24 protein-coding genes and 1 pseudogene are annotated in these 25,382 nt (G+C 62.1%); 18 read left to right on the top strand and 7 right to left on the bottom strand.

The features are described from left to right. The first annotated feature begins 8 nt into the window (after positions 1 to 8). A complete protein-coding gene (locus ACQ7C1_RS17895; RefSeq protein ID WP_430959255.1) occupies positions 9 to 668 on the top strand; it encodes a tail fiber domain-containing protein in 660 nt (219 codons plus the stop codon). A 70-nt stretch (positions 669 to 738) separates the two neighbouring features. On the opposite strand, the gene ACQ7C1_RS17890 is transcribed toward ACQ7C1_RS17895, so the two are convergent. Next, complete coding sequence (locus tag ACQ7C1_RS17890; RefSeq protein ID WP_430959254.1) at positions 739 to 2,343, bottom strand: hypothetical protein; 1,605 nt, start codon at positions 2,341 to 2,343, stop codon at positions 739 to 741. Positions 2,344 to 2,590: 247 nt separating this feature from the next. Between ACQ7C1_RS17890 and ACQ7C1_RS17885 the strand changes: the two genes are divergently transcribed. The 8 genes from ACQ7C1_RS17885 to ACQ7C1_RS17850 all read left to right on the top strand — a co-directional run bounded on the left by ACQ7C1_RS17885 (position 2,591) and on the right by ACQ7C1_RS17850 (position 14,363). After that, positions 2,591 to 3,181: a hypothetical protein gene (locus ACQ7C1_RS17885; RefSeq protein ID WP_430959253.1), complete on the top strand. Its 591-nt coding sequence runs from the start codon at positions 2,591 to 2,593 to the stop codon at positions 3,179 to 3,181. A gap of 225 nt (positions 3,182 to 3,406) precedes the next feature. After that, entirely contained in the window at positions 3,407 to 3,784 is a 378-nt protein-coding gene (locus ACQ7C1_RS17880) for a hypothetical protein (RefSeq protein ID WP_430959252.1), read from the top strand. 199 nt (positions 3,785 to 3,983) lie between these two features. Then, positions 3,984 to 5,945, top strand: coding sequence for a DUF4384 domain-containing protein (locus ACQ7C1_RS17875; RefSeq protein WP_430959251.1), 1,962 nt, complete (start codon positions 3,984 to 3,986; stop codon positions 5,943 to 5,945). A gap of 22 nt (positions 5,946 to 5,967) precedes the next feature. Beyond that, positions 5,968 to 7,584 (top strand): caspase family protein, encoded by a 1,617-nt coding sequence (locus tag ACQ7C1_RS17870; protein WP_430959250.1) that lies wholly within the window; start codon positions 5,968 to 5,970, stop codon positions 7,582 to 7,584. Next, entirely contained in the window at positions 7,581 to 10,127 is a 2,547-nt protein-coding gene (locus ACQ7C1_RS17865; protein WP_430959249.1) for a trypsin-like serine protease, read from the top strand. The genes ACQ7C1_RS17870 and ACQ7C1_RS17865 overlap by 4 nt, the downstream gene beginning before the upstream one ends. 14 nt (positions 10,128 to 10,141) lie before the next feature. Beyond that, positions 10,142 to 11,323, top strand: coding sequence for a serpin family protein (locus ACQ7C1_RS17860; RefSeq protein ID WP_430959329.1), 1,182 nt, complete (start codon positions 10,142 to 10,144; stop codon positions 11,321 to 11,323). A gap of 41 nt (positions 11,324 to 11,364) precedes the next feature. Further along, positions 11,365 to 13,770: a protein kinase domain-containing protein gene (locus ACQ7C1_RS17855; RefSeq protein ID WP_430959248.1), complete on the top strand. Its 2,406-nt coding sequence runs from the start codon at positions 11,365 to 11,367 to the stop codon at positions 13,768 to 13,770. Positions 13,771 to 14,066: 296 nt separating this feature from the next. Then, positions 14,067 to 14,363 (top strand): hypothetical protein, encoded by a 297-nt coding sequence (locus ACQ7C1_RS17850; RefSeq protein ID WP_430959247.1) that lies wholly within the window; start codon positions 14,067 to 14,069, stop codon positions 14,361 to 14,363. A 170-nt stretch (positions 14,364 to 14,533) separates the two neighbouring features. Here ACQ7C1_RS17850 and ACQ7C1_RS17845 read toward each other — a convergent pair whose 3' ends face one another. Next, a complete protein-coding gene (locus ACQ7C1_RS17845; protein ID WP_430959246.1) occupies positions 14,534 to 14,896 on the bottom strand; it encodes a hypothetical protein in 363 nt (120 codons plus the stop codon). A gap of 241 nt (positions 14,897 to 15,137) precedes the next feature. Here ACQ7C1_RS17845 and ACQ7C1_RS17840 point away from each other — a divergent pair, with 241 nt between their 5' ends. Next, positions 15,138 to 15,449 carry a DUF982 domain-containing protein gene (locus ACQ7C1_RS17840; protein ID WP_430959245.1) on the top strand — a complete coding sequence of 104 codons (312 nt, stop codon included), beginning with the start codon at positions 15,138 to 15,140 and terminating at the stop codon, positions 15,447 to 15,449. A 219-nt stretch (positions 15,450 to 15,668) separates the two neighbouring features. Here ACQ7C1_RS17840 and ACQ7C1_RS17835 read toward each other — a convergent pair whose 3' ends face one another. Then, positions 15,669 to 16,298 (bottom strand): Shedu anti-phage system protein SduA domain-containing protein, encoded by a 630-nt coding sequence (locus ACQ7C1_RS17835; protein WP_430959244.1) that lies wholly within the window; start codon positions 16,296 to 16,298, stop codon positions 15,669 to 15,671. 78 nt (positions 16,299 to 16,376) lie between these two features. Here ACQ7C1_RS17835 and ACQ7C1_RS17830 point away from each other — a divergent pair. Next, positions 16,377 to 16,952, top strand: a pseudogene (locus ACQ7C1_RS17830) (LysR substrate-binding domain-containing protein); the annotation flags it as partial. 143 nt (positions 16,953 to 17,095) lie between these two features. Here ACQ7C1_RS17830 and ACQ7C1_RS17825 read toward each other — a convergent pair. After that, complete coding sequence (locus ACQ7C1_RS17825; protein ID WP_246721820.1) at positions 17,096 to 17,332, bottom strand: hypothetical protein; 237 nt, start codon at positions 17,330 to 17,332, stop codon at positions 17,096 to 17,098. Positions 17,333 to 17,703: 371 nt separating this feature from the next. Here ACQ7C1_RS17825 and ACQ7C1_RS17820 point away from each other — a divergent pair, with 371 nt between their 5' ends. The 5 genes from ACQ7C1_RS17820 to ACQ7C1_RS17800 all read left to right on the top strand — a co-directional run bounded on the left by ACQ7C1_RS17820 (position 17,704) and on the right by ACQ7C1_RS17800 (position 20,613). Then, positions 17,704 to 18,213, top strand: coding sequence for a nucleoside kinase (locus ACQ7C1_RS17820; RefSeq protein ID WP_430959243.1), 510 nt, complete (start codon positions 17,704 to 17,706; stop codon positions 18,211 to 18,213). A gap of 218 nt (positions 18,214 to 18,431) precedes the next feature. Beyond that, complete coding sequence (locus ACQ7C1_RS17815; protein ID WP_183701459.1) at positions 18,432 to 18,779, top strand: ArsR/SmtB family transcription factor; 348 nt, start codon at positions 18,432 to 18,434, stop codon at positions 18,777 to 18,779. Next, a complete protein-coding gene (locus tag ACQ7C1_RS17810) occupies positions 18,772 to 19,275 on the top strand; it encodes an SRPBCC family protein (protein ID WP_430959242.1) in 504 nt (167 codons plus the stop codon). The genes ACQ7C1_RS17815 and ACQ7C1_RS17810 overlap by 8 nt, the downstream gene beginning before the upstream one ends. 94 nt (positions 19,276 to 19,369) lie before the next feature. Beyond that, positions 19,370 to 19,741, top strand: coding sequence for a VOC family protein (locus ACQ7C1_RS17805; RefSeq protein ID WP_430959241.1), 372 nt, complete (start codon positions 19,370 to 19,372; stop codon positions 19,739 to 19,741). 44 nt (positions 19,742 to 19,785) lie between these two features. Continuing rightward, the gene (locus ACQ7C1_RS17800) at positions 19,786 to 20,613 is read left to right on the top strand and encodes an aminoglycoside phosphotransferase family protein (RefSeq protein WP_430959240.1); all 828 of its coding nucleotides are present in this window, start codon (positions 19,786 to 19,788) and stop codon (positions 20,611 to 20,613) included. Positions 20,614 to 20,830: 217 nt separating this feature from the next. On the opposite strand, the gene ACQ7C1_RS17795 is transcribed toward ACQ7C1_RS17800, so the two are convergent. Further along, positions 20,831 to 21,238, bottom strand: a complete 408-nt coding sequence (locus ACQ7C1_RS17795) for a hypothetical protein (protein ID WP_430959239.1) — start codon at positions 21,236 to 21,238, stop codon at positions 20,831 to 20,833. A 199-nt stretch (positions 21,239 to 21,437) separates the two neighbouring features. Here ACQ7C1_RS17795 and ACQ7C1_RS17790 point away from each other — a divergent pair, with 199 nt between their 5' ends. Further along, positions 21,438 to 22,298, top strand: coding sequence for an NmrA family NAD(P)-binding protein (locus ACQ7C1_RS17790; protein ID WP_430959238.1), 861 nt, complete (start codon positions 21,438 to 21,440; stop codon positions 22,296 to 22,298). Between the two features lie 125 nt (positions 22,299 to 22,423). Here ACQ7C1_RS17790 and ACQ7C1_RS17785 read toward each other — a convergent pair whose 3' ends face one another. Then, complete coding sequence (locus ACQ7C1_RS17785) at positions 22,424 to 23,287, bottom strand: NmrA family NAD(P)-binding protein (RefSeq protein WP_430959237.1); 864 nt, start codon at positions 23,285 to 23,287, stop codon at positions 22,424 to 22,426. 119 nt (positions 23,288 to 23,406) lie between these two features. Here ACQ7C1_RS17785 and ACQ7C1_RS17780 point away from each other — a divergent pair, with 119 nt between their 5' ends. Next, positions 23,407 to 24,306: a LysR family transcriptional regulator gene (locus tag ACQ7C1_RS17780; protein ID WP_430959328.1), complete on the top strand. Its 900-nt coding sequence runs from the start codon at positions 23,407 to 23,409 to the stop codon at positions 24,304 to 24,306. A 115-nt stretch (positions 24,307 to 24,421) separates the two neighbouring features. Here the strand turns inward: ACQ7C1_RS17780 and ACQ7C1_RS17775 are convergent, their stop codons facing one another. Then, the gene (locus tag ACQ7C1_RS17775) at positions 24,422 to 25,192 is read right to left on the bottom strand and encodes an SDR family NAD(P)-dependent oxidoreductase (RefSeq protein ID WP_430959327.1); all 771 of its coding nucleotides are present in this window, start codon (positions 25,190 to 25,192) and stop codon (positions 24,422 to 24,424) included. Positions 25,193 to 25,382 lie beyond the last annotated feature (190 nt).

The following is a 25,382-nucleotide window of genomic DNA, read 5'->3' as shown; positions in this document are numbered from 1 at the left end:
CGCCTGACATGACCAGCAAAGTCTTCATCCGTGTACTGCTCTGCTCGACCTTCATTTCAGGCTCCGGCGTCGTGCTGCAGGGCTGTATCTTCGACCCCGGCGGCAGGACGCTCTTCGCCAATCAGGAGCCGGCGCAGCCGGCGCGCAAAAAGACGCCGACCGTGAAAAGGGTCGTCGCAAAAAGTAATGACCAGGAGTCGACTTTTGCGCGTTCGGATAAAGATTCCAGCTCAGGCAGCTCGTCCGGAATGGGCGGCGGCGGTTCCGGCAGTGATAGTTCCGGCAGCGACTCCGGCGACAGCGGTCCCAGCGATCCCGGTGGGTGGAATTCGTCGGATCGGCGTCTGAAGACGGATATTCGTCGCCTCGGCATTTCCCCTGCCGGCATCCCGATCTATGCATTCCGCTACATCTGGGGCGGACCGCTCTTTGTCGGCACGATGGCGCAGGATCTGCTGCTGATCAGGCCGGATGTCCTATCTCAGGATGCAACCGGATACTACACGGTGGACTACGCCAAGCTCGATATCAGAATGATTTCGATACCGGATGAGCTTTCGCTGGCCTCACCAGCGGCAGCCGCTGCAGTCGCGGCGATTTCGGTCGACGCTGCAAAGGCGCGGCCCGCGATCGGACTTCCGAATTTCGTGTTGGAAGAGGTTCAGTGACAATCTGATCCGGACGCCCTTGCTGGACGCAACGCATGTTTGCGCCCAGCTATAAAACCCGCCCCGCCCTTCAGCCGTCCAGCCCCTTGAAGCGCACCGGCTGGTAGCCGCGCAGCAGCAGGATTCCGAGTGAATAGGTGTTGCGGCAGACGCGGCCCTTGCACGCGTTCGGCGTCGCCTCCATCACCTCCACCTTGCGGTCCTCGGTGAAGCGCATGAACAGCATCACATGCGAACCCGGCCGGTTCAGCGCGTCGCCCGGCTGCAGCGACCAGGGATCGGAAAGCCGCCTCGTAATGCTCGGGATCGCCCGCGTCGAGACATGCATCTTCAGCCCCCAGGCTTCGCTGACGAAACCGGAGCAGTCGACGCCGAGAATATTGGATTGCGGCGCGCTCTTGGTGCAGACGTTGCCGGCCGTCTGGCCGTCGACGACACCCTCGGTGAAGTCCTCGAGCGGCGTCTTGCAGCCCCAGCAATATGGCACGCCCTTCACCGTCTGGCCGCGTTTGCCGAACAGGTAGAATGGCCGGCGCAGGCGGTTCATGTTGACGCAAGCCGGCCCCGGGTCCTTGCCATAGGCCGCCGGCGTCACCAGCCAGTTCAGCGTCTCGAAGCCGATCGCCCGCTCGATAACGTCGCCGCGCGATTTCGGCAGGATGGCGACCTTAGGTCCCTTTCCGGGTTTGGCCGCAATTGCTGGCTTCGCCGGCCTGGCGACGGCAAGCTTGCGGCCCGGCTCGCGCCCCTCGAGTTTCAGCACCTGCGCCCGGCTTTCCCCAGAGCGCAGAAACAGCACGTCGCCGCGCGGGCCGATCGCCACGAAGCGCCGCGAGAAGACCGTGCCGGGTTCGATCGGCAGGTCGTAAACGCGCTCCAGCACGCCGTTCGGCCTGAAGCGCACCACCAGCATGCCCGTCCGTTCCGGCCGGTCGGCAGGCACGAGCTCGACCAGCGCATAGGGTCTGCCCGTCGTGTCGATGTCGAGCAGTTCGACGGTGCCGATGCGGTTTTCCCCGGTGAGCTGAAGCGAGAGGAAATTCTCCTCCGAGCTCGCGCGCCGCAGCAGGATCTCCGCCTTGTCGTTTGCCGCCGAGACTTCTGCAACGATATCGCCGAGCCCGCGGCTCGGCACGTATTGGACCACCGGCGGGCGGGCTGGCGGCCGGCTGGTGCTACGGCCGATCTCGTCGATGATGCTGTTCAGCGGGCCGGGCGGCACCGAGCCCATCGAGGCAAAGACCGAGCGGGTGTAATCGTCGGCATCGCCGCCGTCGATGGCGCGAAGGGTCTGCGAGCGGCCATCGGCGCCGGTGGCGCGCTCGAGCGGCACGATCCCGTCGGACCAGAGGTAGAGTTCGTTATGGACGACGGCGAGATCCTCCGGCGCCGTATTCTCCGGCAGCGGCAGGATCTCGGGATCGGCCTGCGAGCGTTCGCCGTCGACGGCGAGCACGCGGCCATTGTTCTGGTCGAGGATGTAGACGGTACCGTCGTCGCCGACGGTGATCGCCGCCGGTCCGGACGCCTCGACCTCCTCATTGGCGGAAATGATGCCGACCGAACGGGCGCCGTCGCCGCTCGGAAGCTCGATCATCACAGTGTCTTTGGCGAGGACAGGCCAGGCGATTGCGATCGCTGCGGCCATCAGAATATGCGAGCTGAAACTGCGCATTGCCGTGAACCCCGAAACAGGATCATTTTGGCCATGGGGCCTCAATCTGAAGCCTGTTCACAATTAGAGAGCGAGAGAATGATGTCGTCGGAAAACCGTTCACAACTTTCGGCATCATGCCCCAAGTCCTTAAAATGTTAGGATAGAAGCGGCTCGTCAGCAAGGCGTTGCTTTCCAAACGATTTGGAGATCGGCGTCGGCAATAGTACAAGTTTATCGTCTTGAAGTTTTACTGGCAGGGAAGCCTATGCTGGACTGGAACGGTGACGAACTGGCGCTCGATGTCAGCCTGCTGGAGCAGGTGCGCGCGGCAAGGATCGGGTTTTCCGACCGCGTCTGCGCCGCCTCGGCCAGCAAGGATGAGAAACATCTGGCGCAGTTGCGCTCGGAGCCCACCTATCTGATGGCCGAATTTCTCTATTCGATGAAGGTCTTCGGCATCAACACGGCCGAAGATGTCGAGCGATTCGCCGATCTGCACAATGATTACGTCGTGTCGCTCACCCGCGATCCGGCCAAGCTGCAGCGCCTCGGCCTTTCGCAGGAGCGCGCGCTCGCCTCGATGTTCACCGCCGACACCAAGCCGCGGCTGATCCAGAACTGGGCTGAAAAAGCAGGCGCCATCGACCAGTCCAATCTCGCCCGTTTCCTGGTCGCCGTCATGTCGAGCGAGACCTGCCGCAAGACGCTGATCGATTTCGAGACGGCCGGCTTCATGCAGCGCAAACGCTCGCCCTATGGCACGATGGTGGTCTGGTCGACCGGCAGGATCGAGGAAATCTTCGGCGAGATGCTGCGCAATCTCCGGCTCAGCCTGCAGCAGCTGAAGATCCTCTGACCTCTCTCCAGCCGATTTCACCCCTCCCAATCGATTGGCGCCGAGCGCCGTTGCCTTCCAGCCGGCCTCTCCCTATTGTCGGTTTAGAGCAATTCCAGCAAAAGTGTGCAGCGGTTTTGCGCTCGGAATTGTGTGAAAACATAGAGATAGAGCAATTCCGTGACTCGAAGAAAACGGAACTGCTCTAGTCGCGCGATGGCGCCCCCTTGGACGGATGTGACGACGATGAAGAAATCCCGGCTCATAAGCTTGTCGATCGGCCTGGCTCTGACGCTTGCGATGCCCGGGCTCGGGTTTGCCGGGCCTGTCGAGGATGCGCTGGCGGCGCGAAACCCGACGCTTGCGGCGCTGCGCCAGCACGATGAAAAGGCCTTTGCCGCCGCCGTTGCTATCATCGCCGACCATGAACGCGCCGAGGGGCTGACACCCGGCCAGGGCAAGCTGCCGGAGACGACCTCGCCCGGCCGCGACATGGGCTCGGGCTCCGGCAAGGAATTCACAGCGGACAATCCGGATATTCTCTGGCTCTACAATTCCTCGCCGGAGGGAATGAGCGACCTGATCTCGATTCTGAAATCCGCCGGCCAGAAGCCGAAGAACTAACCAGCCTTCTCAAGGATAAACATAGCTGGATTATACCGGCCGCGAGTCTTATCGCGTCTCTGCCTTGGCGCAATCTTCGCGGCTCCAAATAATTTGTAACCCTCCCTCAAGCAAGACAGCCAAAGCCATCCCAATTTCGCCGGTCAGTGCTATTCTCATCTTCAGCACAGTGTGAGATTGTTCGAAGGGGGAGGTTCCGATGCTCAGCCGCAAAGCCATCCTAGCCGCAGCCACGTGTCTTTCGCTTTTTTCGCCGATCCCCGAGGTCGGGGCGCAGAACGAACGCACGCTGACGGAAGCGCCGGCTCAGAGCGGGCCGGTCAGCATCACCTTCGACCGCGCCGAGGCGAAATATGCCATCGGCGAAGTCGTCGGCCTCTTCATCCAGTCGACTGAGAACGCCTATGTTACGGTGCTGAACGTCTCGCCGAACGGCTCCGTCACCAAGCTCTTCCCGAACAAGTATCAGACCGATGCCCTCGTTGCCGCCGGCAAGCGCGTGCAGGTGCCGGATCCGGCAAGCGGCGCCAGGCTGCAGGTGTCCGGCCCGGTCGGGCAGGAACAGATCAAGGTCTTCTATTCCTCCAAGCCGCTGACGATCTTCGCCGATCTCGGCAGCAGCGGCAGCGGCATGTTCCGCTCGATCGACGGCGGCATGGATGCCGTCTCCCGCAGCCTCGAAGAAGCCCGCAGCCTCGGCACCAAGATCAGCAGCAAGACGCTGACGCTGACCACCGTCGACAGCACGGCGGCCCTGCCGCCTTCCGCCGTGCCGCCCGTCGCCGCCGTTCCCGCCGCAAAACCCGCGCCGGTCGAACAGGCGGCAAAGCCGCCCGTTGCACCGAAACCGCCGGCCGCTCCCAAACCGAAACCGACCGTCAAACCCGATGTCGCCAAAAAGCCTGAGGTGATCGAAAAGCCGAAGCCGGCGCCCAAACCCGTCGAACAGGCGACCACACAGCCGCCGAAGAAATACAAGATCGTCACCAATCTGGCGCCCGGCCAGGAGCTCGCCGCCGACGAGCTGCAGCTGATCGGCCCCGCCGACACCACCGGCTCCACCCGCCCCAGCCAATATAAACAACCGAGCCAATATCAGCAGCCGTACAAGCAGCCGGCCCAGTCTGCCCAGACCAATATGCCGAAGCTGCCGATGCCGCAGATCAAGATGCCGCAATTCAAGCTTCCCGGCGGTTTCAGCATCAAGATGCCGCCGCTGAGCTTCGGCCGTTCCGCCGAACCCGGCCAGGCCGGCGAGGAGATCGAGGTTGCCAATGCCGATACGCCGGCCTGCAACGCCCTGCTCGACAAGCTGAACACCGCCGTTGCCGCCAAGGACATCACCGCTGCCGCTTCCGAGGCCGATGCCATCGCCGTCAGCGCCGAGTGCGGCCAGTTTCAGGTGAACGCCCAGCGCCGCGTCGCGGCCCTCAGGCTCGCCGCCGCCCAGGAAATGATGGCTGCCGACAAGCCGGTCGCCGAGTATGAGCCGCTGCTCGTCGCCGCCGACAGCCCGCAGGTGCTCTGGCAGGCCTCCGCCACGCTCGGCGAGATCTATTTCTCCGCCCGCCGCTTTGCCGATGCCGCCGCCGATTACCAGCAGGCGATCGAAATCATCAAGAACGAGACCCGCACGCCGAAGGCGCCGCCGGCCGACACGATCTCCGATCTCATCCAACGCGCCGCCCAGGCCCGGATTCTTGCCGCCAACCCGACCAGTGACAACCCGCAGGGCAGCTTCGTGCCGGCCGAGAAGGATCACCGCAGCGGCGTGCTCGGCGGCATCTATTCGGAAAATGTGCGCGGCATCGTGCCGGTCTCCATCCCGGTGCCGATCACCTTCGATTTCGACAAGTCGACCTTCACCTCGATCGGCACCGAAGCCGCTGAGGAATTGCTGGAAGCGCTGAAGGAGCAGAAGCCCGGCCGCATCATCCTCATCGGCCATACGGATCGCAAGGGCGGCGACGATTATAATCAGAAGCTTTCCGAGCGCCGCGCCCAGGCCGTTGCCGATTTCCTGAAAAACCACGGCATCGACGCCACGATCGACGCCGAAGGCCGCGGCGCCTCCGAGCCGGTTGACGTGACCGCCACCGCCAACCTCACCGAAGACGATATCGACGCGCTCAACCGACGCGTCGAATGGCGCCGCGAATAGAGGGGGCGAGGGGGAACCGGCCATGTCCACATTCGCTCCCATGGCCGCCGCACTCGCCCTTCTTGCCCTGGCGGGCACCGATGGCCTTGCCAGGACGATCGAAGCTCCCGAGCGCGGCACGGTCAGAGCCGTTCTGATCGGCATTGATCTCTATCGCAATGTTCCGCCGCTGCACGGCGCCGTCGCCGATGCCGAGGATCTTTCCCTGTCGCTGCGCTCGCTCGGCGTTAAGGACATGACGCTCTTGAAGAACGGCGCCGCCGATCGCCAGGGCATCTTCGATGCGATCGGCGCCGTCACGGAAAGGGCAGGCGAGGGCGATCTCGTCGTGCTCGGCATAGCCGGCCACGGATCGAGCGAGCCGGAGCGCGTCAAGGGCTCCAAACCGAGCGGCCGCGACGAGGTCTATGTGCTGGCCGGCTTCGATACGAGGCTGCCGGGATCGCGCGAGCGCATCTTCGGCGACGAATTCAAGGTGCTGATCCACAAGCTGGAGCAAAAAGGCGCCGAGGTCCTGTTCATCGCCGATACCTGCCATGCCGGCGGCATGACCCGCAATGTGGATCCGCGCGGCGCCGAGATCACCTGGCGCCAGGCGCCGTCCTATACGATCGAGGAGGATGACCTCGCGCCGATTTCGACGACATCAGATGCCCTCTCCACCGGCTTCGATTACAAGCGGCTGACCTTCCTCGCCGCCGTCGACGACAACACCAAATCGCCGGAAATCTCGATTCCCGGCATAGCTCAGAAGCGCGGGGCGCTGAGCTATGCCACCGCCCGCGCCTTCGAAGGGGCGGCCGACCGCAACGCCGATGGCGCCGTGACCCGCCGCGAGCTGTTCGAATATGTGCGCCAGTCGGTCTATCAGTTCACCGACCAGCGGCAGAACATCTTCACGCAAAGCTCGCCTGGGGCGGATCTCGACCACGCCGTCGTCTATGCCTATGACACGGCAGGCCCGGCGGAAGCGCAGACATCGAACGTGCCGCCACCGCCGCCCGAGCCTGCCCCGATCACCGTCGCCGCCCTCGGTTCCGAGCCGGTCCTGCAGGGTATCGATCCGGCCGTCACGCCGTTCAACTTGACGGATAGCGCCCATGCCGAACTCGTCTTCGATCCGCAAAAGCGTGAAGCGATCGCCGGCGGCGATGTCGTCGCCTCCGAAGTCGGTGCCGGCGACATGCCCTTCGTCGTCGACCGGATGGCCGCGCTCGACACGCTGAAGCGGCTGTCGGAGATCAACCCGCAGACCGTGCGGGTGACACCCTCCGACAAGGTCCACCGCGACGGCGAGCGCGTCGGCGTCACGGTTTCCGATCTTGCCGGGCGCAAGCTCGTGCTGTTCGACGTCACCGGCGACGGCACGGTGCAGTTCCTCTATCCCGGCGACAGGGAAGCCGATGCCGACATGTCCGCAACCTTCGATCTCGACCTTTCCGTCGTCGCCCCCTTCGGCACCGACCTGCTCGTCGCCGTCACCGCCGATCAGCCGATGCCTGGTCTGGTCGAGTTCCTGAAACAGAACGACAGGCGCCGCACCGCCGGCAACATCGCCAGACATCTCGGCGAGCTTCTGCCCGAGGGCGCGCGCCTCGGATTTACGGTCCTCTATACCTCCGCCGGAGCCAGGCTATGAGTACGTCGATCAGCAGGGTCCTCAACATAGCGGCCGTCCTTCTGCTTCTGGCCACTCCCGCCCTGGCGCAGCAGGACACGGATTTTGCCGGCGAGGATGGCGGGCGGGTGATCGGCGGCCAGGCGGCGAAGAAAGGCGAATGGCCCTGGCAGGTGAAGATCCTGGCGCCCGATCCCGAGCAGCGCGGCCGCTTCGGCGGCCATTGCGGCGGCTCGCTGATCTCCTCGCGCTGGATCTTGACCGCCGCCCATTGCGTCACCAGCGGCCGTTCCGGCAAGCAGGATCTCTTCGCCCGCGACCTCCTGATCGTCGAGGGAAAGCAGAAGGTCGACAAGGTGATCTCGGTCGACGGGCCTGACAAGCCGGGCCTCTCCGTCGAAGATGTGATCATCCACGAGGATTTCGACCGCAAGGTCTTCGCCAACGACATCGCCCTCATCAAGCTCGCCGAACCCGCCGTTTCGAAACCGGCGATCCTCGCCTCGGCCTCGGACGAGGCCGTCGAAAGCCCCGGCCACACCGCCGTCGTCACCGGCTGGGGCTACACAAAGGCCGATCACGGCTGGGATGACAAATACCTGCCGACCGAACTGCAGGAGGTCGAGCTGCCGCTCGTCTCGCGCGAGGATTGCCGCGCCGCCTACCGCGAAAGCTCGATGCGCATGAACCCGATCGACGAGCGCAATGTCTGCGCCGGTTATGCCGAGGGCGGCAAGGACGCCTGCCAGGGTGACAGTGGCGGACCGCTGGTCGCGCAGCGCCCCGACAAGCGCTGGATTCAGCTCGGCATCGTCAGCTGGGGCGCCGGCTGCGCCGAGGCCGAACATTACGGCGTCTACACCCGCGTCGCCGCCTTCCGCGACTGGATCGCCGAGAAGACAGATGGCGACGTGCCGAACGCGCCCAACACCTCAGGCGCTTCCGCCGGCGACCAGGTGGCGGCGATCGGCACCAAGCGCCGCCCTGCGGTGAGCGACCCGACGGCCGGGACGACGCAGAAACAGGCGCCGGCCGATGAGATCGAGGCCAACCTTACGATCACGACGCCGCCCGACGCCACGAAGGCGCCTGCGGTAACGACGGAGACTCCGCCAGCCGCTTCGCCCGAGGGCAACCAGCCAGGGGTTCAAGCGCCGGCTGCCGAGCTGCCGATCACCGTGCGTTCTCCCGGCGACCGCGCGCTTCTGATCGGCATCGACGACTATGAAATGCGCGAGGCGAAGCTGACGGGCTCGGTCGACGATGTGAAGGCGATGCAGCTCTTCCTCGTCAAGACGGTCGGCTACCGTCCCGAACAGATCCACACGCTCACCAACCGCAAGGCCAGCCGCGCGGCGATCCTTGCCGAAATCGACGACTGGCTGGTGCGCCAGTCGCAAGCCGGCAGCCGCGTCTTTCTCTATTTCAGCGGCCAGGGCTCCGAGGAAATGGGCGCCGAGGCGACGACGAGCCCGACGCTGGTTGCCGCCGATGCCAAGCTGGTGCGCGAGGGAGCCAAGGTCACCGTCACCAACCAGATCCGCGAGACCGAAATCGCCGCCCGGCTGAACAGCCTCAAGGACCGCCGTGTCACGCTGCTGATCGATGCCTGCCATGTCGGTCCCGGCAGCCGCAGCGCGGTGGCCGCACCCGCCGGCGGCACGGTGCGCTGTCTCGGCCCGGCTTTGGCGTCGCTGCAGCCGCCGAACCGCTCCGGCAAGGAAGCCAAGTTCTCCTTCGGCGGCGAAACGGCGATGGTCTGGTCGGCCGTCAACGCAGGGCAATGGGCGCTGGTCGATACTGAGGCCAAGCCGCCGCTCGGCGTCTTCACCCGGCGCTTCATCGAAGGCGTGCAGGAAGGGGTGGCGCGCGCTTCCGACAAGCCTGAGGTCAGCAACGCCGCCCTGCTCGATTATGTCAGGCGCAAGTCCGACGAATATTGCCGGGCGCATTCCGAGGATTGCCGCTTCACGCCGGTGCCGCAATTCTACGGCCTGCCGGATGCCCTCGGCCGCGACGTCATCACCGGCGAGGAGGCAAAGACGCCGGTCGCCGCCGTCGAAAACACGTTGAAGACCGACAATGAGGCGGGTGTTGCCGTCGACGTGCTGCCCGGCACCTCGGTCAGCATCGGCGACAAGGTGGCGATGCGCGTCTCCACCAAGAAATCAGGCTATCTGATCCTCGTCGATATCGACGCCGCCGGCAAGCTGACGCAGCTCTATCCGAACAAGCGCTCGATGGGCCTGAAACCGACGGCCAAGGGCGGCGACAACAGGCTCGATCCGGCGCGGCCGGTGGTCGTGCCCGATGCCCGCAATCCCTATATCGGATTCGAATATGTGGTGGAGGGGCCGGCCGGCGTCGGCATGGTCGTCGCCATCCTCAGCGACAAGCCGATCGAAGTGCTCGACCTGCCTGATGTGCCGACACCGCTCGTCGGCCAGCGCGCCGCCTTCAACTATGTCTACGACCTCGCCCGCAGCCTCAGGATCGTCGGCGACGACGAGACCGGCGTCCAGGGCAAATGGTCGTTCGATTCCAAATTCTATCGCATCCGCTGAAAGAGGAGCGAATGATGTCGAAATCCATTCTGCTGGCGGGCCTTGCCGCTTCCCTGATGGCGCTGGCGCCCGCCCATGCGGGCGATGCCACTGACACCAGGGCGGTGCTTGCCGCCCAGGCCGGGCTTGCCGTCGATCTGATCGACCGCACTCTGGCGAAGGAGGGGGCGGCCAACATCATGGTGTCGCCGGCAAGCCTTGCTGCCGCGCTCGGTCTCGCAGGCCTCGGCGCCTCGGACGCGGGCAAGGCGGCCATCGCCAGGGGCCTGGGTTTCGGCGATGCGGTCAAGGGGCCGGAGAAGGTGCTGGACGAGATGAACCCGAAGACGCCGCCAGCGGCCGACGCGCCGCTCGCGTCAGGCGTTGCGATCGTCTTCGACGACAAGCTGGCGCTCGTTCCCGATGCCCTCTCCATGCTGGCCGGTCACCGCATCAAGCCGTCGATCGAGGATCTCGACGAACCGCAATCCGTCGAGCATATCAACGGCTGGGTCAGGCAGGCGACGCGCGACGCCATTCCGGTGATCCTCGAAACGCCGCCCGGCGGCGGCTTCATCAGCCTCGGGGCGCTCTCCTTCAAGGCCCGCTGGAAAACCGCCTTCGAGGCAGAGAGCCCGGCAGCCCCGTTCCGGCGGCCGGACGGCTCGACAGTCTCCGTGCCGATGATGCATCTTGCCGGCGACGGCCAGAAATTCCGCGTCGACGATCGTTTCGCAGCCGTCGACCTCGCCTATGCAGGCGAAACCTACCGTATGGTGGTGATCGCGGCGCGCTCGGAAAAAGGCGTCGGCGGCGCCGATCTCAAAACCCTTGGGTCCTGGCTTCAGGGTGAGAAATTCGAACCCGCCAAGGGGGAAATCTTCCTGCCCCGCTTTTCCCTCAATGACGGGCGTGATTTGATGCCGACACTCCACGCGATGGGGCTTTCGCCCGAAAAGGCGAGCGATGCGGCTTTTCCCGGGTTCACCACGGAAAACATCAGCTTGTCGCGCGTTCTGCAGAAGACGATGATCAAGGTCGATGAAAACGGCACGGAAGCGGCGGCGGCAACGGCCGTGGTGACCGAGCGCAGCATCGATCCGAAACTGGTGCGGGTGAGCGCGGATGCCCGTTTCGCCTTCGCGCTTCGCGATACGAAAACCGGCCTTTTTCTCGCCGCCGGCCTGATCGGCGATCCGCTTCTGGCGGGTGAATGACATGCGCTTTGATGAAGACAAAATGGCAGGGGGACACGTGCATGAGAAGTGATCTGATCGCCCGCTACACGATCGGCGAGCCGGTCTATGAGAACGAGTTCATCGTCTATCCGGCTCAGGACAAGCGGATGGATCGTTCGGTCTTCATCGTCGCGCCTGACGTGGCGCTGAAACTGGACAAGGCCCGCTTCGAGCGGGTCTGGACCTCGGTCAACGAGGCCAAGTCGCTGACGGCGCGGCGCTTCGTCGAAATAGAGGACCTCATCCCGCCGTCGCCGGAAGACGACAACTTCTACATCGTCGAGAAGCGGCCGTCGAAGACGCTGCACCAATATCTCGAGGAAACCGAGATGGTGGCCTATGATCGCGCCATCGAGATCGGCCGTCATATCCTTGAAGGGCTGGCGACGCTGCACGGGGCGGGTTATGCCCACAACGCGCTGACCGACCAGTGCATCTACGTGTCGGAGGATTATTCCGGCCTCTCGGTCAGGATCGGCAACCTGCACCTGATCTCCAAGATCGGCGAGCACATCATCCCGCCCTATGCGCCGGAATTCGGCGCGCCGGAGATCTATGCCAGCGGCACCTTCTCGGCTTCCGCCGCACTCGACATCTATGCGATGGGCATGATCGCCTACAAGCTCTTCCTGCCGCGCCAGACCTATGCCAGCGTCTTTGACAGCGTCATGGTCTGGGAGGACGAACACCAGCGCGAGCAGAGCTGGAAGAACATCCATCTCGACCCGTCCAACATCTTCCCGCGCCTCGACGTGCTGATCCCCGGTTTTCCCGAGGGGTTGGCCAGCCTGGTCGAGAGAATGCTGAGCCGCGACCCGGCCCAGCGCCCGCGCATGGGCGCCGATGCGCTCGGCGAATTCAGCCGGGTGACGACCGGCATCCAGCCGATGGCCTGGGATCCGCGCGGCGGCATGCCGCAACAGCCGGAAGCTCCGAAGCGGAAGAAATGGACGCTGGCGCATTTCTCGATGATTGGTGCGCTGCTCCTGATCTGCATCGGCGTCGGCGTCGTCACCATCCCTAAGCTGCTACGCCCCGATCCCAAGCTCGTCGCCGATGTCGGCACCTGGAAGAAGGAGGCCGAAAGCCGCAGGGACAAAGCCATCGCCGCCAAGGCGCCGGAACGCCCCTCGGGTGATGAGGCGAAGCTTTCCTATGATGCCGGCGCCGCCGCACTGACCGAGGCCAATGCCCTGCTCAAGGACGAGGACTATAAGAAGGCGCTTCCGGGATACCAGAAGGCCGCCATCAGCCTCGGCAAATCGCTGATCACCATCTCGAAAGAAAATGCCGAGAAGGCCAAATCGGCCGCTGCCGCCGCCGGCGGCGACAAGGCGCCAAGTTTTGCCGAGGCCGACGGCAAGATGAAGGCCGCGGCCGACAGCGCCGCCGCCCAGCAGATGCACGGCGCGGTCGATAATTACGAGGCTGCGAGAACGGCTTACGACGATCTCGCCAAGGCGCTGACCGCGCTGACGGCGGCCGAAAAGGACGCCACGGCAAAACGGGAAACCGTCACCCGCATCGGCGCCGGCGACAGCCCCGACGTCGCCAAGGCAAGCGGCGTGATGACCGAGGCCAAGGCCAAAGCCGAGCAATGGCAGCTGCCGGCCGCGACCTCGGGCTACGGCGACGCCGCCAAAATCTTCGCCGCGCTGATATCGGATGTCATGGCCGCCAAGGACGAGGCGACGGCGCTGAGGCAGAAGGTCACCGATCTCCACGCTTCGCTGACGACGCGCGCCGGCCCCACAGATCCGACGCTTGCCGCGCTCGCGCCGAAGCTCACCGAGGCCGACGGCCGCTACACCGCCGAGGCCTACAAGCTCGCAATCGCAGCTTATCAGCCGATCCTGGCCGATCTCGAAGCGCTGTCGGCACGCGGCTTCTGCCCTGTCGCACCGAATGTCACCTTCGAGACCATCCCGGCCGGCAGCTATTCGCTCGACAATGTCCGGCTGATGACCTCGTCGCTGAAGGAGCTCGGCGGCATGCTCGGCGTCGCCAATGGCGCGGTGAAGGTCGAAAAATCCTTCTGCATGCAGGCAAAGGCGGTCACCCGCGCCGAGATGGCAGAATATTACACCGCCAACGCCGACCCGGCCTCGGCCCAGGCCTATGCCGGCAATCCCGAGCAGCCGGCCGACGACGTGCCGCTCGCCGAGGCGCAGAACTATACCGCCTGGCTGTCGAAACAGCTGAACGCCCCCGTCCACCTGCCATCGGCGACCGAATGGATGGCCAGTGCCGTCAAGCTGATGCCGGAAAAACTGCCCGACAATGGCGACATCATCCTGCAATGGAGCGCCACCCCCTGCGAAGCCGGCGGCAACGTCGCCTTCATGGCGCAGGAGGGCTCCACCTTCGTCGTCTGCTCGGATGCCTCGGCCGGCGGCATTTTTCGGGTGAGTGCCGAGTTACGGTGAGGGAGCAGAGGCCTTGAGTCGAATTGTCCCCCGATAGGCGTGGGATTGTTGGGGTTCGGTATCACCAAGGGTACCGGCTTTGCTCGCGCATCTCAGGCTCGGAGAGCTCCTTCATGCTGTCGGAGCGACTGAACACCATTCACGTCCTCATATTTCGTCTTACGGGCGCGATTGAGCGGTTGGGAGCTCGAAACTTGCTATCCGCCTTTTCATTTGCCAATGGTACTATTCGAAACGCGTAGCAGGCACCGCGATACATTCATCATCGCGAAGATGGCGGCGCCGAAGGGGAATATATGCTTTCAGTAGAGAGATATCTCTATGCCGATGGTGTCGTTGGCGGCACAATAATATTGTCGTTGGTGTTTTTATTTTTGGCTATCGAGGAAGCCAGAGAAATTCTATTTTATATTGGAAATAACTGGAACTTTGACATCGACAGCAATATTGGAGGAAAGATTTATAATGGGGACTCAACCGACGATCGAGATCTTGCGACAAACAGATCAAGGGTTTTATATGGAAGACCATTCCTTATTGTAGTGTTTCTGGCGTTTCTTGTTATTCATATTGCCGCTCTTTTCTCGAAATAAATTTCGTTCTTAGTGAGTGACGATGTTGGCCTTGAGAGCTTGCTGATTAGTTTGAGGTTCTCAGCTAAAGGCAAAAATTGTGCATCCCTACAATCGGCGAAGGGTAGCCACCGTCTGTGGAAGGTCTGCAAACCGCTGTTGGCGGCGCGACCCCCGCTACGCTCTATGCTTCAAACCGCCTTCTCACGATAAGCATGAATAGCGCGTGCCAACGCTTCTCCTTTGGCTCGGGCGGCTGCGGTGCGACCAAACATGACGCCCGCTGCAATGCAGTACCAGCCAGAGAACCAAGGTGTGACGAGAAGCAACAGCGCAATGGCCGATATTCCTCCGAGCAGGAGACCAAGGGTACCCAGGATCTGCGAAACAAGCAGGGTTGGGATCAAAACCGATAGTCCAGCAACGCCCCACCAGAAAAAAACCACTGCTCCAATCAGATGCATGGCGAGGAGCGGCACTCGCAATGCCAGGCGAAGCGCTGCCAACTCGCTCCGATGGCGATAATACGTGACTTTCTCCCAGAGCTGGCCCATTGCGTTGTCTCCGCTACCGCAGTGTATCAAGACCCCGGTTAACCAATGTCATATGAGCTATTCTCACCGCGACGTCAGCCAAATGCGGGCATCCGTCTGTGAACGCCCCCGCTTTTCTTCTCAATTCACGATCCTCCCGTTTAAGCAGCGTCTATCCAAAGATTTCAATTCCAAATTTCTAAATACGCGCGTACATTGAACATGGGGACTGCAGTATCCGTGCGTTGAGGGGTCGGGGAAAATGTGCTGGAATACATCATCAGCATTCACGCCTGTCGGGTTTGCTTTGCGGGGTCCGAAATCTCGCAAGATCGTGTGGACGTTGGGCGACGCGGCGCGCCTCCTGATGAACGACTGGCCTTGCGATGACGGCGAGGAATACATGGCTGCCGTCAAAGCCTGCGTCGACGCCATCACCGGCAAAATTGCCGCGGAGCAATTCCGCGAAGTGCTTCTGCGTGCCGCCGACGAGGCGGGTATCCGAACTCTATCGCTCGTTCCGCAGGGAATGGGTGAGCGGCGGCCCGGTCTTCACCCCACGTTGCGTATATAGGCTTTCCATTAGGGAGCTGTCCGCTTTCGCCGGGTTTCCGTGAAGGAACGACGGATTTTGGGCCTGGAGCGGAATGGCAGCTTCAGGCAATAGGTGATGTAGCTGATACGATGCCAACAGCAGCGGCGTGCGCTGGCCCCTGTCCATCAACAGCCCGTCCATACTGCAAGCGAGGCTTACTAACATATTGACCGTCGGAGCCTTCAACGAACGGGCGATCTACGGACGGGTTAGCGATGAAATCAGCCAGTTGAGTTCGGTGCGAGCCGACGAGAGTAGGCTTGCGTAAGAACTGACGGTAGTCATATCAGTCCCATATCTCTTGTCCATAGAGGCTGCGGAGCCCTTACCGATCATCAAGATCCGCAACGGGCTGCTTGAGGTGATGGTCCCTGACAAGTCATCACGATATTGCTCGGCTTGAGCTATGTCTTCCCGAGAAATCGGATGGTTGGGGCGTTTGAACTCAATCAGCAGATAGCTGTCAGCTAGATCCTGTGACAACAGAAGATCAGGCCGTCTCGAGGCCCGCTCGCCCGTAAATTTCTTATCACTATAGTTCGCGATGACCCGTTTCAATGTGATGTTCGATGACATCAAAGCGTATTGGCGACCAAGAAGCCACAAATTCGTCTCGAAGGCCTTATGGACGTCTTTTTCGAGGGTCGCTTCGTTGTCGATAAGCTCCTCAAGGTAGTCCAGAAATCTCATCCGTCTAGTCGCTTGAGCAGCGATCCCAGAGAGCTCAACCATACCAAAATCTTCGAGCGCCGTTGCAAAAGAACTGACATCTGTGCGGTCGGTGGCATTTATCCGCTCGAGTACGGCCCAGTAGGCGTCATGCTCCATGGCGTCGAGCGCGACCTCAGCGATCGTCGCAATGCGGTCCTCGCTTTCCCGATAGAATCGCTGCAGGATCCGGTGGAGACGCAAGTGCTGGTGCCGACGCTGATCGAATACCAGAATGCCTATCCCGACGTCAGCATCGAGCTGTCGCTCGACAACAATGTCCATGATCTCGTCGGCGAGGGGTTCCAGCTCGGCATCCACATCGGCCCGCTCTCGGACAGCATTCTCGTCGCCCGCCCACTCACGCCCTATCGGCGCATTCTCGCCGCCGCGCCGGATTATCTTGCCCGCCATGGCCGGCCGGCCGCGCCGGAGGATCTGGCGACCCATCTCTGCCTCGGCCATTCCTATTGGCGAATGCATGACCGCTGGCACCTGGTCGGGCCGGGCGGCGAAATGCGCGATGTGCCGATCTCCGGAAAATTCTCCACGAACCAGGGCGCAGCACTGCGCATGGCAGCGCTCAGCGGCGCCGGAATCGTGCTTCAGCCGGAACTGCTGCTCGCCGCCGATATCGCCGAAGGTCGGCTCGAACAGGTGCTGCCGGAATGGTCCTACAGGCCTGTGCCGATGTATCTCATCTTTGCCCCGAACCGGCGCCCGACAGCGATGCTGCGCACGGTGATCGATTTCCTGGTGGAACGGTTTGGCTAGAGCAAATCCGGCCTCGCGCCGCTGATTGGGACGGATCCAGAAGCGCAATGTTGAGCGCCGGTATGCCTTTGCTTGTTTGATCGCGGTCATTGATGGATCGATGACCGCATCGATGACCGCATCGATGGCGTCGAAATCGACAACTAGCGACGACCGACGCGGTTAACTGGACCACCTTTATTTACGGCGGTTCCGTGCGTCACTGTACCACGCGCTGCGCGAGCAACTGGGCGCGGCTTCAACACGACCCCGGGTCTTACGACGCAGCCGGCCGGATAACTGATATATTGGCAATAGACGACAGCATTGGCGGTATCGATGGGCGGGGCCGTAAATCCAATCGTTAGGAAGGCAAGTGACGCGGCGGCAATTCTTTTCATATTCTCCTCCTATATCCTCGACACTTCCCCAGAATTACTGCGGTTGTTCCCCCTTCTAGGGTTAGGCCTGTGGGACTGATCAATGACATTAAACAGGCCATAGTACGTACAAACGCTTTGATAATGCGGAGCGTCAGAACTGGCCATGGCGGACCCTTCCACGAACGGCCTTATCATAACATTCGAACCAATTCCTGGCCCGTAACATCATGTAGAATCGGATCCGTGCTGCGATGCTGCGGACGGTGATCGATTTCCTGGTGGAACGGTTTGGCTAGTCGATCGACGTCGACATGGCGACGGACGTGCCGGGTCATCCCCCATACGGTAAGACTCTTCTCGCCGGATTGAAGCCCATGATAAGAGCGCTCATGGGCATCAAGAACTATTTGATCGAAGGCAGTTCGGGCACTGGAAAAACGTCAGTCGCTTCCGAACTGGAGCGGCGGGGCTACCATGTTGTCCATGGCGACCGCGTCCTGGCATATGTGGGCGACCCCGAGACAGGCCGCGCACTCGCAGGACCACCCGAAGGCGCCGACCGCATTGCCTGGGGATACGCGCATTGGATTTGGCCAGCCGAAAAGGTCCGGGCCATTGCTGCCGACACCACCCACCCTGTTACCTTCTTCTGTGGCGGCTCGCGCAATTTCCACAAATTCCTGCACCTGTTCGATAAGGTTTTCGTGCTCGATATCGATGTTGAGACTTTGAACCGACGATTGGATGGACGGCCCGATGAGCCGGGCTTCGAGCCGGCCGAGCGGGCTCTGGTGCTCCGTTATCATAAGACCCGGGAGTATCTTCCCGTCGGCATCAATATCGACACGGCGGGCAGCATTACGGGTGTCGTCGACGATATCCTCGCTCAACTCACCTGAGGTTCTCCGCCTGAACGCTGATCGACGGAGCGGCAAACGGCGTGTCGTCGCGGCTGTAATGAGGGCGCGAAGCTGCCGAGCTCCTTCGGCAGCTGTCGGCTGGCGCCCAGACGATCTTTTGCTGCCGCGACGGTGCATAACCTCGAATGACCTGTCGACGGCAGGGCAAGTTCGGAAGGCTTGCACTTCCTGCGCGAGCAGGTTATACACTGAACCATATGGTTCAGTATTTAGATCCTCCCCTCGATCTCTCGTTCGCGGCGCTGTCCGATGCGACCCGCCGCGGGATCATCGATCAGCTTGGGCGAGGGGACGCGTCGATCACCAGTCTCGCGGACAAGTTCCAGATGACGCTGACCGGCATGAAGAAGCATGTCCAGGTTCTCGAGCGGGCGGGGCTCGTAGTCACGCAGAAGGTGGGACGGGTGAGAACCTGCAAGCTCGGGAAACGCGGTCTCAAGGCAGAGGCCGAGTGGATCGAGGCGCATCGCAGGCTGTTCGAGGCCCGCTTCGAAGCATTGGACGAAATCATCAGCGAAATGAAACGGGAGGGAAGCGATGACTGAGCCAGTTGAGAGGGCAGGTGGCGCGCAGAACCGCTCGTCGGTCGAGCGCAGAGGGGATCGCGAACTCGTGGTAACCAGGATATTCGATGCGCCGCCGAGCACAATTTACAGGGCGTGGAGCCAGCCCGAGCTGTTCCAGCGCTGGTGGGTGCCGAAATCAGCACCCGGCATTTCGCTCGTATCATGCGAAATGGAGGTCCGCACCGGCGGCAAATATCGGCTGGAATTCGGCGCCGGCGGTTCGGAAACCATGGCCTTCTACGGCAAGTATCTCGAGGTGGTGCCGAACGAGCGCATCGTCTGGACCAACGACGAGGGCGAAGAGGGCGCGATCACCACCGTGACCTTCGAGGATCAGGGCGGGAAGACGCTGCTGACGTTCCACGAACTCTATCCATCCAGGGAGGCGCTTGAGGAAGCACTGCAGGGCTCGGCTGTCGCATTGCCGGAGCAGTTGGAACAGCTCGACGAATTGCTTTCCAGCCTGCCCGAGTAGCGGACGGCCTTCATCGCCTTTGCCGCCATCCACGCACGGTTGGAACGCAACTCGTCCTGTTTCATTACCGTGGATGCGGTAAGAAAGGGGAGTTATGGCAATGCTGATCCAGGGAATCTACGCCGCGCTCGCAACGGCAGACATGGACAGAGCGGAGAAGTTTTACACGCAGCTGTTCGACCGGGAGCCCGATGATCGCCCCATGGAGGCGTTGATCCAATGGCGCAACGTCGCCGGAGCGAACATTCAAATCTTCCTCGAAAAGGAGAATGCCGGGTTCGGCAGGCTGACCATTGTGGTGCCGAAAATGGATGAAGCCCGCAGAGCGCTCGAAGAGACCGGCGTGACGCTGACAGGTGAATCCGAGGGCGACTACGGAAGGATTGCCCAGATCGCGGACCCGGACGGCAATTGCATCACCCTTGCGGAGCCGCCCTCTCGGCCGTTCGATACGCAGCGAAAATAGCGTCACCGCTTGACCCTCTGGTTTGCTCCTGCCTAAGCTTGTGCATGGGCGAGCAAGAAATTCCTCTCGCAGGCGGCGCAGATTCGAATGTTGTCCGGGTCGGCGGCACGGTTCGGCGTGGCGGCCGCGCATGGTCTTCCGCCGTTCTCGACCTGCTTCGCCACGTCGAACGGCAAGGATTTCTCGGAGCTCCCCGTGCGCTCGGCTTCGATGATCAGGGACGCGAATGTCTCACTTACGTCGAAGGTGAAGTCGGCATGGGCAAAGGCTTCATCCCGGATCAACTTGGCCGCTTCGACGTCCGGCTTCCTGACTATGTCTGGAGCGACCGGGCCCTTGTCGAATTAGGGAAATTGCTGCGATCCTACCACGATGCTGCCGCAAGCTTTCCCTGGAATGAGCGCAACTGGCGTCTTCAACCTCAAGAACCCGTCGAGACGATCTGTCACAATGATCTCTCACCCTGGAATACCGTCGTTCGGGCTGGGCTCCCTGTCGCGTTCATCGATTGGGATGCTGCAGCACCAGGACCACGCTCCTCGGACCTCGGCTTCATTGGCTGGCGTTGGGTGCCCTTCTGGCGTGACGACAAATGCGAAGCGCATGGTTTGCCGAAAGGCGTGCGCGAGAAAGCGCGGCGCTTCCAGCTGTTCCTCGACGCCTATGGGATTGAGCCGGAGATTGAGATCATGCGGGCAGCTATCGAAAGGGTGCGGCAGATGCAGCAACATATGCGCAATCTCGCTGCCTCCGGCTCGGCATGGGAAATGGAATTGGAACGCCGTGGCGTCCTTGATGAAGGGGCACTCGAACTGGCCTGGATGGAAGAACACGCACGGGAATTGGTGCGGCGACCAGGTGTGTCGTCATAGCCTCTGGATCAGGCTGCGCGAGCAAGACAATACCTGGCAAGGTGCGAACGGCATATCGCTTACGCGGAAAAGTTCTAGGCTTGTAAGCCAACGCCAGAAACAGGATTAACAGGCAGTCGCCCGTCCTTTGCGACCAGACCCGTGTCTTGTCATGGGCAGTGTTGCAGAACCGACGATCACCACGGTCGGCGGCTTCGAGGCGCCGCCCCCACGCGGTCTACTTGACGACGTTGACGTCGAAAGTCACGTCGCGAACGACGCCGTCTCCATAGGACTCCCTGAACGTTGTTTTGTCAGGGCCGACATATCCGGCTGCAGAGGTGTAGTAAACGACCATGCCGGCGGTTTTCACCCCGGCGCATTTGGGAAATTTCTTCGAATTCGCAACTACGTCTTCCGGTACGATTTCGAGTTTCCCATGAGCTGGCGGAGAAACTGTTCGAACGTTCGGACGGCTTGATGGTGAGCAATCGACTTTGAGGTGCCAGGCCTGCCCCAGTCGTGTCCGCTCGGCGCTGACTGCAGTAAGTCTCTTGTTCTCGGTGACGATGCCACCCGAGGTGGTCGTGCAACTCGCCAGTATTGGCAGAAGGAGAGCGGAAATTGCTGCAGCCGAAGTTCGCATCACTGGTTTCCTGTTGCTGATGCGTATGCGTATCGACGGCCCGTAAAAGCGTCAATTGCGTGAGGCATTGAGCCGCAGGTGCCAAGTCCCGCTGACCAGCTGCAGGCGCTCCGCATTGGTGAACTCTGCGCACGACGGCAAGGGAACCTTTGGCAGCGCCGAAGTGTTGTGCTCGGCATGATTGCGGGAGGCATGGCCGATGTACATCATTGTCGGAGGGACGGGGCGCGTCGGCTCCGCCGTGGCGAAGGCGCTGCTTGCTGAGAGCGAACCCGTCACCATCGTCACCCGAAACGCTGAGAAGGCGGGCGCGTGGCGACAGCGGGGCGCAGAGGTTGCGCTCGCCGACGTCCACGACGTGACTTCGATGCGGACGGTGTTCCGCCGCGGGAAGCGGGCCTTCCTGTTGAACCCGAACGCTGACATCGCGAGCGATACGGATCGCGAAGAACGCGAGACCGTGCGTTGCCTGCTCGAGGCAATCGAAGGCTCGGGACTGGAGAAAGTGGTGGCGCAATCAACCATGGGCGCGCAGCCGGGCGAGCAATGCGGCGATCTCAATGTCCTTTATGAACTGGAGACGGGGCTGAGAAGCCAGCCGATTCCCGCCAGTATCATCCGCGCAGCCTACTACTACAGCAACTGGGATGCGATGGTGGGGCCTGTCACGAATGGCGGGGTGCTATCGACCATGCTCCCGGCCGAGCTCACGCTCCCGATGGTCGCGCCGGAGGATCTGGGAAGGGTGGCTGCGCGGCTGCTGCAGGAGCCGGTCGACCGGATCGGCATATACCCCGTCGAAGGGCCGGAACGATACTCCCCCAATGACGTTGCCGCAGCCTTCGCCGCCGCCCTCGACCGCGCCGTCCGCGTCGAGGTGATCCCGCGGGAAGCCTGGGAAGACGCATACCGCAATTTGGGCTTCTCCGACGCGGCGGCTCACTCATATGCCAGGATGACGGCTCTCACCGCCGATGGCCCCGAATATCCCGAGGACTCAATTCGCGGATCGATCTCGCTCCAGACGTACATAGATGGGCTCGTTCGTGGCTCGTCCTGACGCGCCCCGATGGACGAAATAGCGAGACCGCCAAAAAGGCTGTGTGAGACTTGTGCCGTTGGGCAGGCGCCTCGGCCTCAGGTAGCGACCTCCATGGGATTGCTGAAGCCGCCACGGCGTGTTCATCAACCGCGTTCGACCAGTTTGCGGATAGCGGTCTCAAAGGTGGTTGTGCCCTTGCGCGATCGGGCCTCGCCGCCTTCGAACTCGATCCAGCCTTCGTTGAAGCCGTCAAGCATGCGCATACGGGGTCTGGGGTTCTGCATGCCCTGGTTCAAAAACAGCGCTTCCCATGTCTCTCTTGCAACCGGCTCGGCACGGACCGTCTTGTTGAGCACCGCAGAGAAGGCCTCCGCCATCTGCAGCGGCGTGATGCGGAAAGGACCCTCAAGCTCGACGATGCGTTTACCGGTCCAGTCCTCCTGCAGCATTTCAGCCGCAGTAGCGCCGACATCGCGCACGGAAACCATCGGCACGGGTTTGGTGACCGGCTGCAGAAAGCTTGGCATGATGCCGCTCTCCCTTGCCGGTGCGATGTCCCAGGCTGAATTCTCCATGAACCAGCAGGCGCGCAGGAACGCGACCGGCATCGGAAGTGTCGACATTGCCTGCTCGAAGAGGCCGAGTTGGCTCAGCAGATTCTCCTGCTTTGCCTGAGCGCCGATCGTCGACAGGCAGACCACCTTCTTCGGTGACGCCTTTGTGAGGGCGGTCTTCAGTGCTTCGATGATTGCCTTTACCTCCGGGAAGCCCGGCGCGGGATCGAAGCTTGGCGGCAGAAGCAGGAAGACGCCCTCGGCGCCTTCGAAGGCGAGGGCGAGGGATGACGCGTCCGTCATTTCGGCAATGGCGATTTCCGCGCGGCGATCCCGCCAGGCGCCTGCTTTTTCCGCATTGCGCAGGACTGCACGGACAGGCAGTCCCTGATCCATCAATTTCGCGCCGACCACGGCGCCGACCTGACCTGTTATTCCAGTCACAGCAAACATTCTCGGACTCCTTTTGGCAGCGGCTTGCGCCGCGATGAAAGAAAAGATGCGCCAAAGTCGCTTTTGACTGAATTGACCTTTTGTCAGATAGTTCATGACACAATATCAGGAATTGGATGATGTTCGACGGACGATTGCTGAATGGGGTCAGCGTGCTGGTCGCCGTCGTTGAGAGCGGCAGTTTTGCGCGGGCCGGCGAGGCGCTGGGCCTGACAGCTTCCGGAGTCAGCCGGGCGGTGGCGCGACTTGAGAGCCGCATCGGCGTGCGCCTGCTCGAGCGGACGACCCGATCCCTGAGGCTCACCGATGACGGCACGCGTTTCTACGAGCAGGTGGTGCCGCTACTTGGCGGCATCGAAGAAGCCGCTGCCTATGCCGCCGGGACGACGCAGACGGTGCGTGGGAGGCTGCGGATCAATGTCGATCCCTATTTTTCGCGGCTGATCCTCGCGCCGAAGCTCGGCATCTTTCTCGACCGCTATCCCGATCTTCAGATCGAGCTGGTGACAAGGAACGAGATCGGCGCTCTTGTCGCCGACGGCATGGATGTGGCGGTGCGCTTCGGCGAAATCCCGGCGAAGAGCTCGCTGATTGCCCGGCAGCTTTTTCGCACGCGGGTGATCACGGTTGCCGCGCCGTCCTATCTTGCACGGCACGGCACGCCGAAGCTGCCTGCCGATCTGACCGATCATACCTGCATCCAATATCAGGACCCTTTGACGGGCAGGCCTTTCGAATGGGAGTTGCGACGCGGAAAGAAGGTCGTGCCGATCCAAACGCATGGGCGCATCCTCGTCAATGATGCCGGTACGGCCCTTGCTACCTGTCTCGCCGGGATCGGCATTGCCCAGGTCTTCTCGCTCGGCATGAAGCCCTATCTCGATTGCGGCCAGCTGGTCGATCTCTATCCGGACTGGCCCGATGAGACCTTTCCGTTGCACTGCTTCTACACCTCCCGCCATCACGTACCGGCCAAGGTTCGCGCCTTTATCGATTTTTGCGTCGAAATCGTCGGCTAGATGCCGCTGCGAAGATCGGCTCGGAGGCTTTTGCCACCAGCATCTTCGGACGGATTCAGCGGCCGCAAAAGCGCGGCATAAGTCGCATCGCACTTGCCGACGGCGTGGGCTGGCCTCAGGCGACGGACCAGCCACCATCCACCAGCAGGTTCGCGCCGGTGATGAGGCTCGCCGCCGGCGATGCCAGGAACACGACGGCGCCCACCACATCATCGGTTTCACCGATCCGGCCGAGGGGAATGTGATCGAGCGTCGCTTGGCGATTGGCGGGGTCGGATAGAAAGGGTGCCGTGCCATCCGTGTGGATGAAAGTCGGCGATACGGTGTTGACGGTGACATTATAGCGGGCCCATTCGGCCGCAAGGCAGCGCGTCAGATGATTGATGGCCGCCTTGCTCATGCAATAGATCGCTTCGCCGCGCAGCGCCACGGTGCCGGCCTGTGAGCTGATGCTGATGATCCGGCCACCATTCTGTTTGATCATCTGACGCCCGACGGCCTGCGTCATCAGAAAGGTGCCCTTGATGTTGACATCGAGGATCTCGTCGAGGTCCTTCTCCTCGACCAGTTCGGCGAGATTGCCTGGAGCCACCCCGACATTGTTGACGAGGACATCGATCCGGCCAAATGCCGTCAACGCCGCGTCGACGGCTTGGGCGATATGGGCCTTGTTGGGAAGGTCCAGTTCGACGGCGAGGACTTTTCGCCCCGTGTCCTCGAGCTCGGCAACCAGACCCGTCGACGCTGCGACATTGCGAACTCCCAAAACAATATCGGAGCCTGCTGCGGCACAGGCAAGCGCGCAAGCCCGGCCGATGCCACGGCTCGCTCCTGTTACCAAAGTCACTTTGCCCTCAAGGCTGAAGTCCGGCGCATTCTTCTGCATCATGGTTCCTCCCTTGATGAAATCAATTTATGCCAGGGTCGGCGCGGATGCCAGTGCTCTGCGCATGTGCAGCGGCATCCCCGCCGGACCGCAGCGCCGGGGTTCAAGAGAGCATCATTCTGAGGTGCCGCAGGGGCCTCGAAGGACGAGGCGGGCGCTCAGGCGTCGATACATGCAAGAAGCAGCGTTG

Source organism: Rhizobium sp. Nf11,1, assembly GCF_050587665.1.
Classification (GTDB): Bacteria; Pseudomonadota; Alphaproteobacteria; order Rhizobiales; family Rhizobiaceae; genus Rhizobium.
This window is presented reverse-complemented; position numbering and strand designations above follow the sequence as displayed.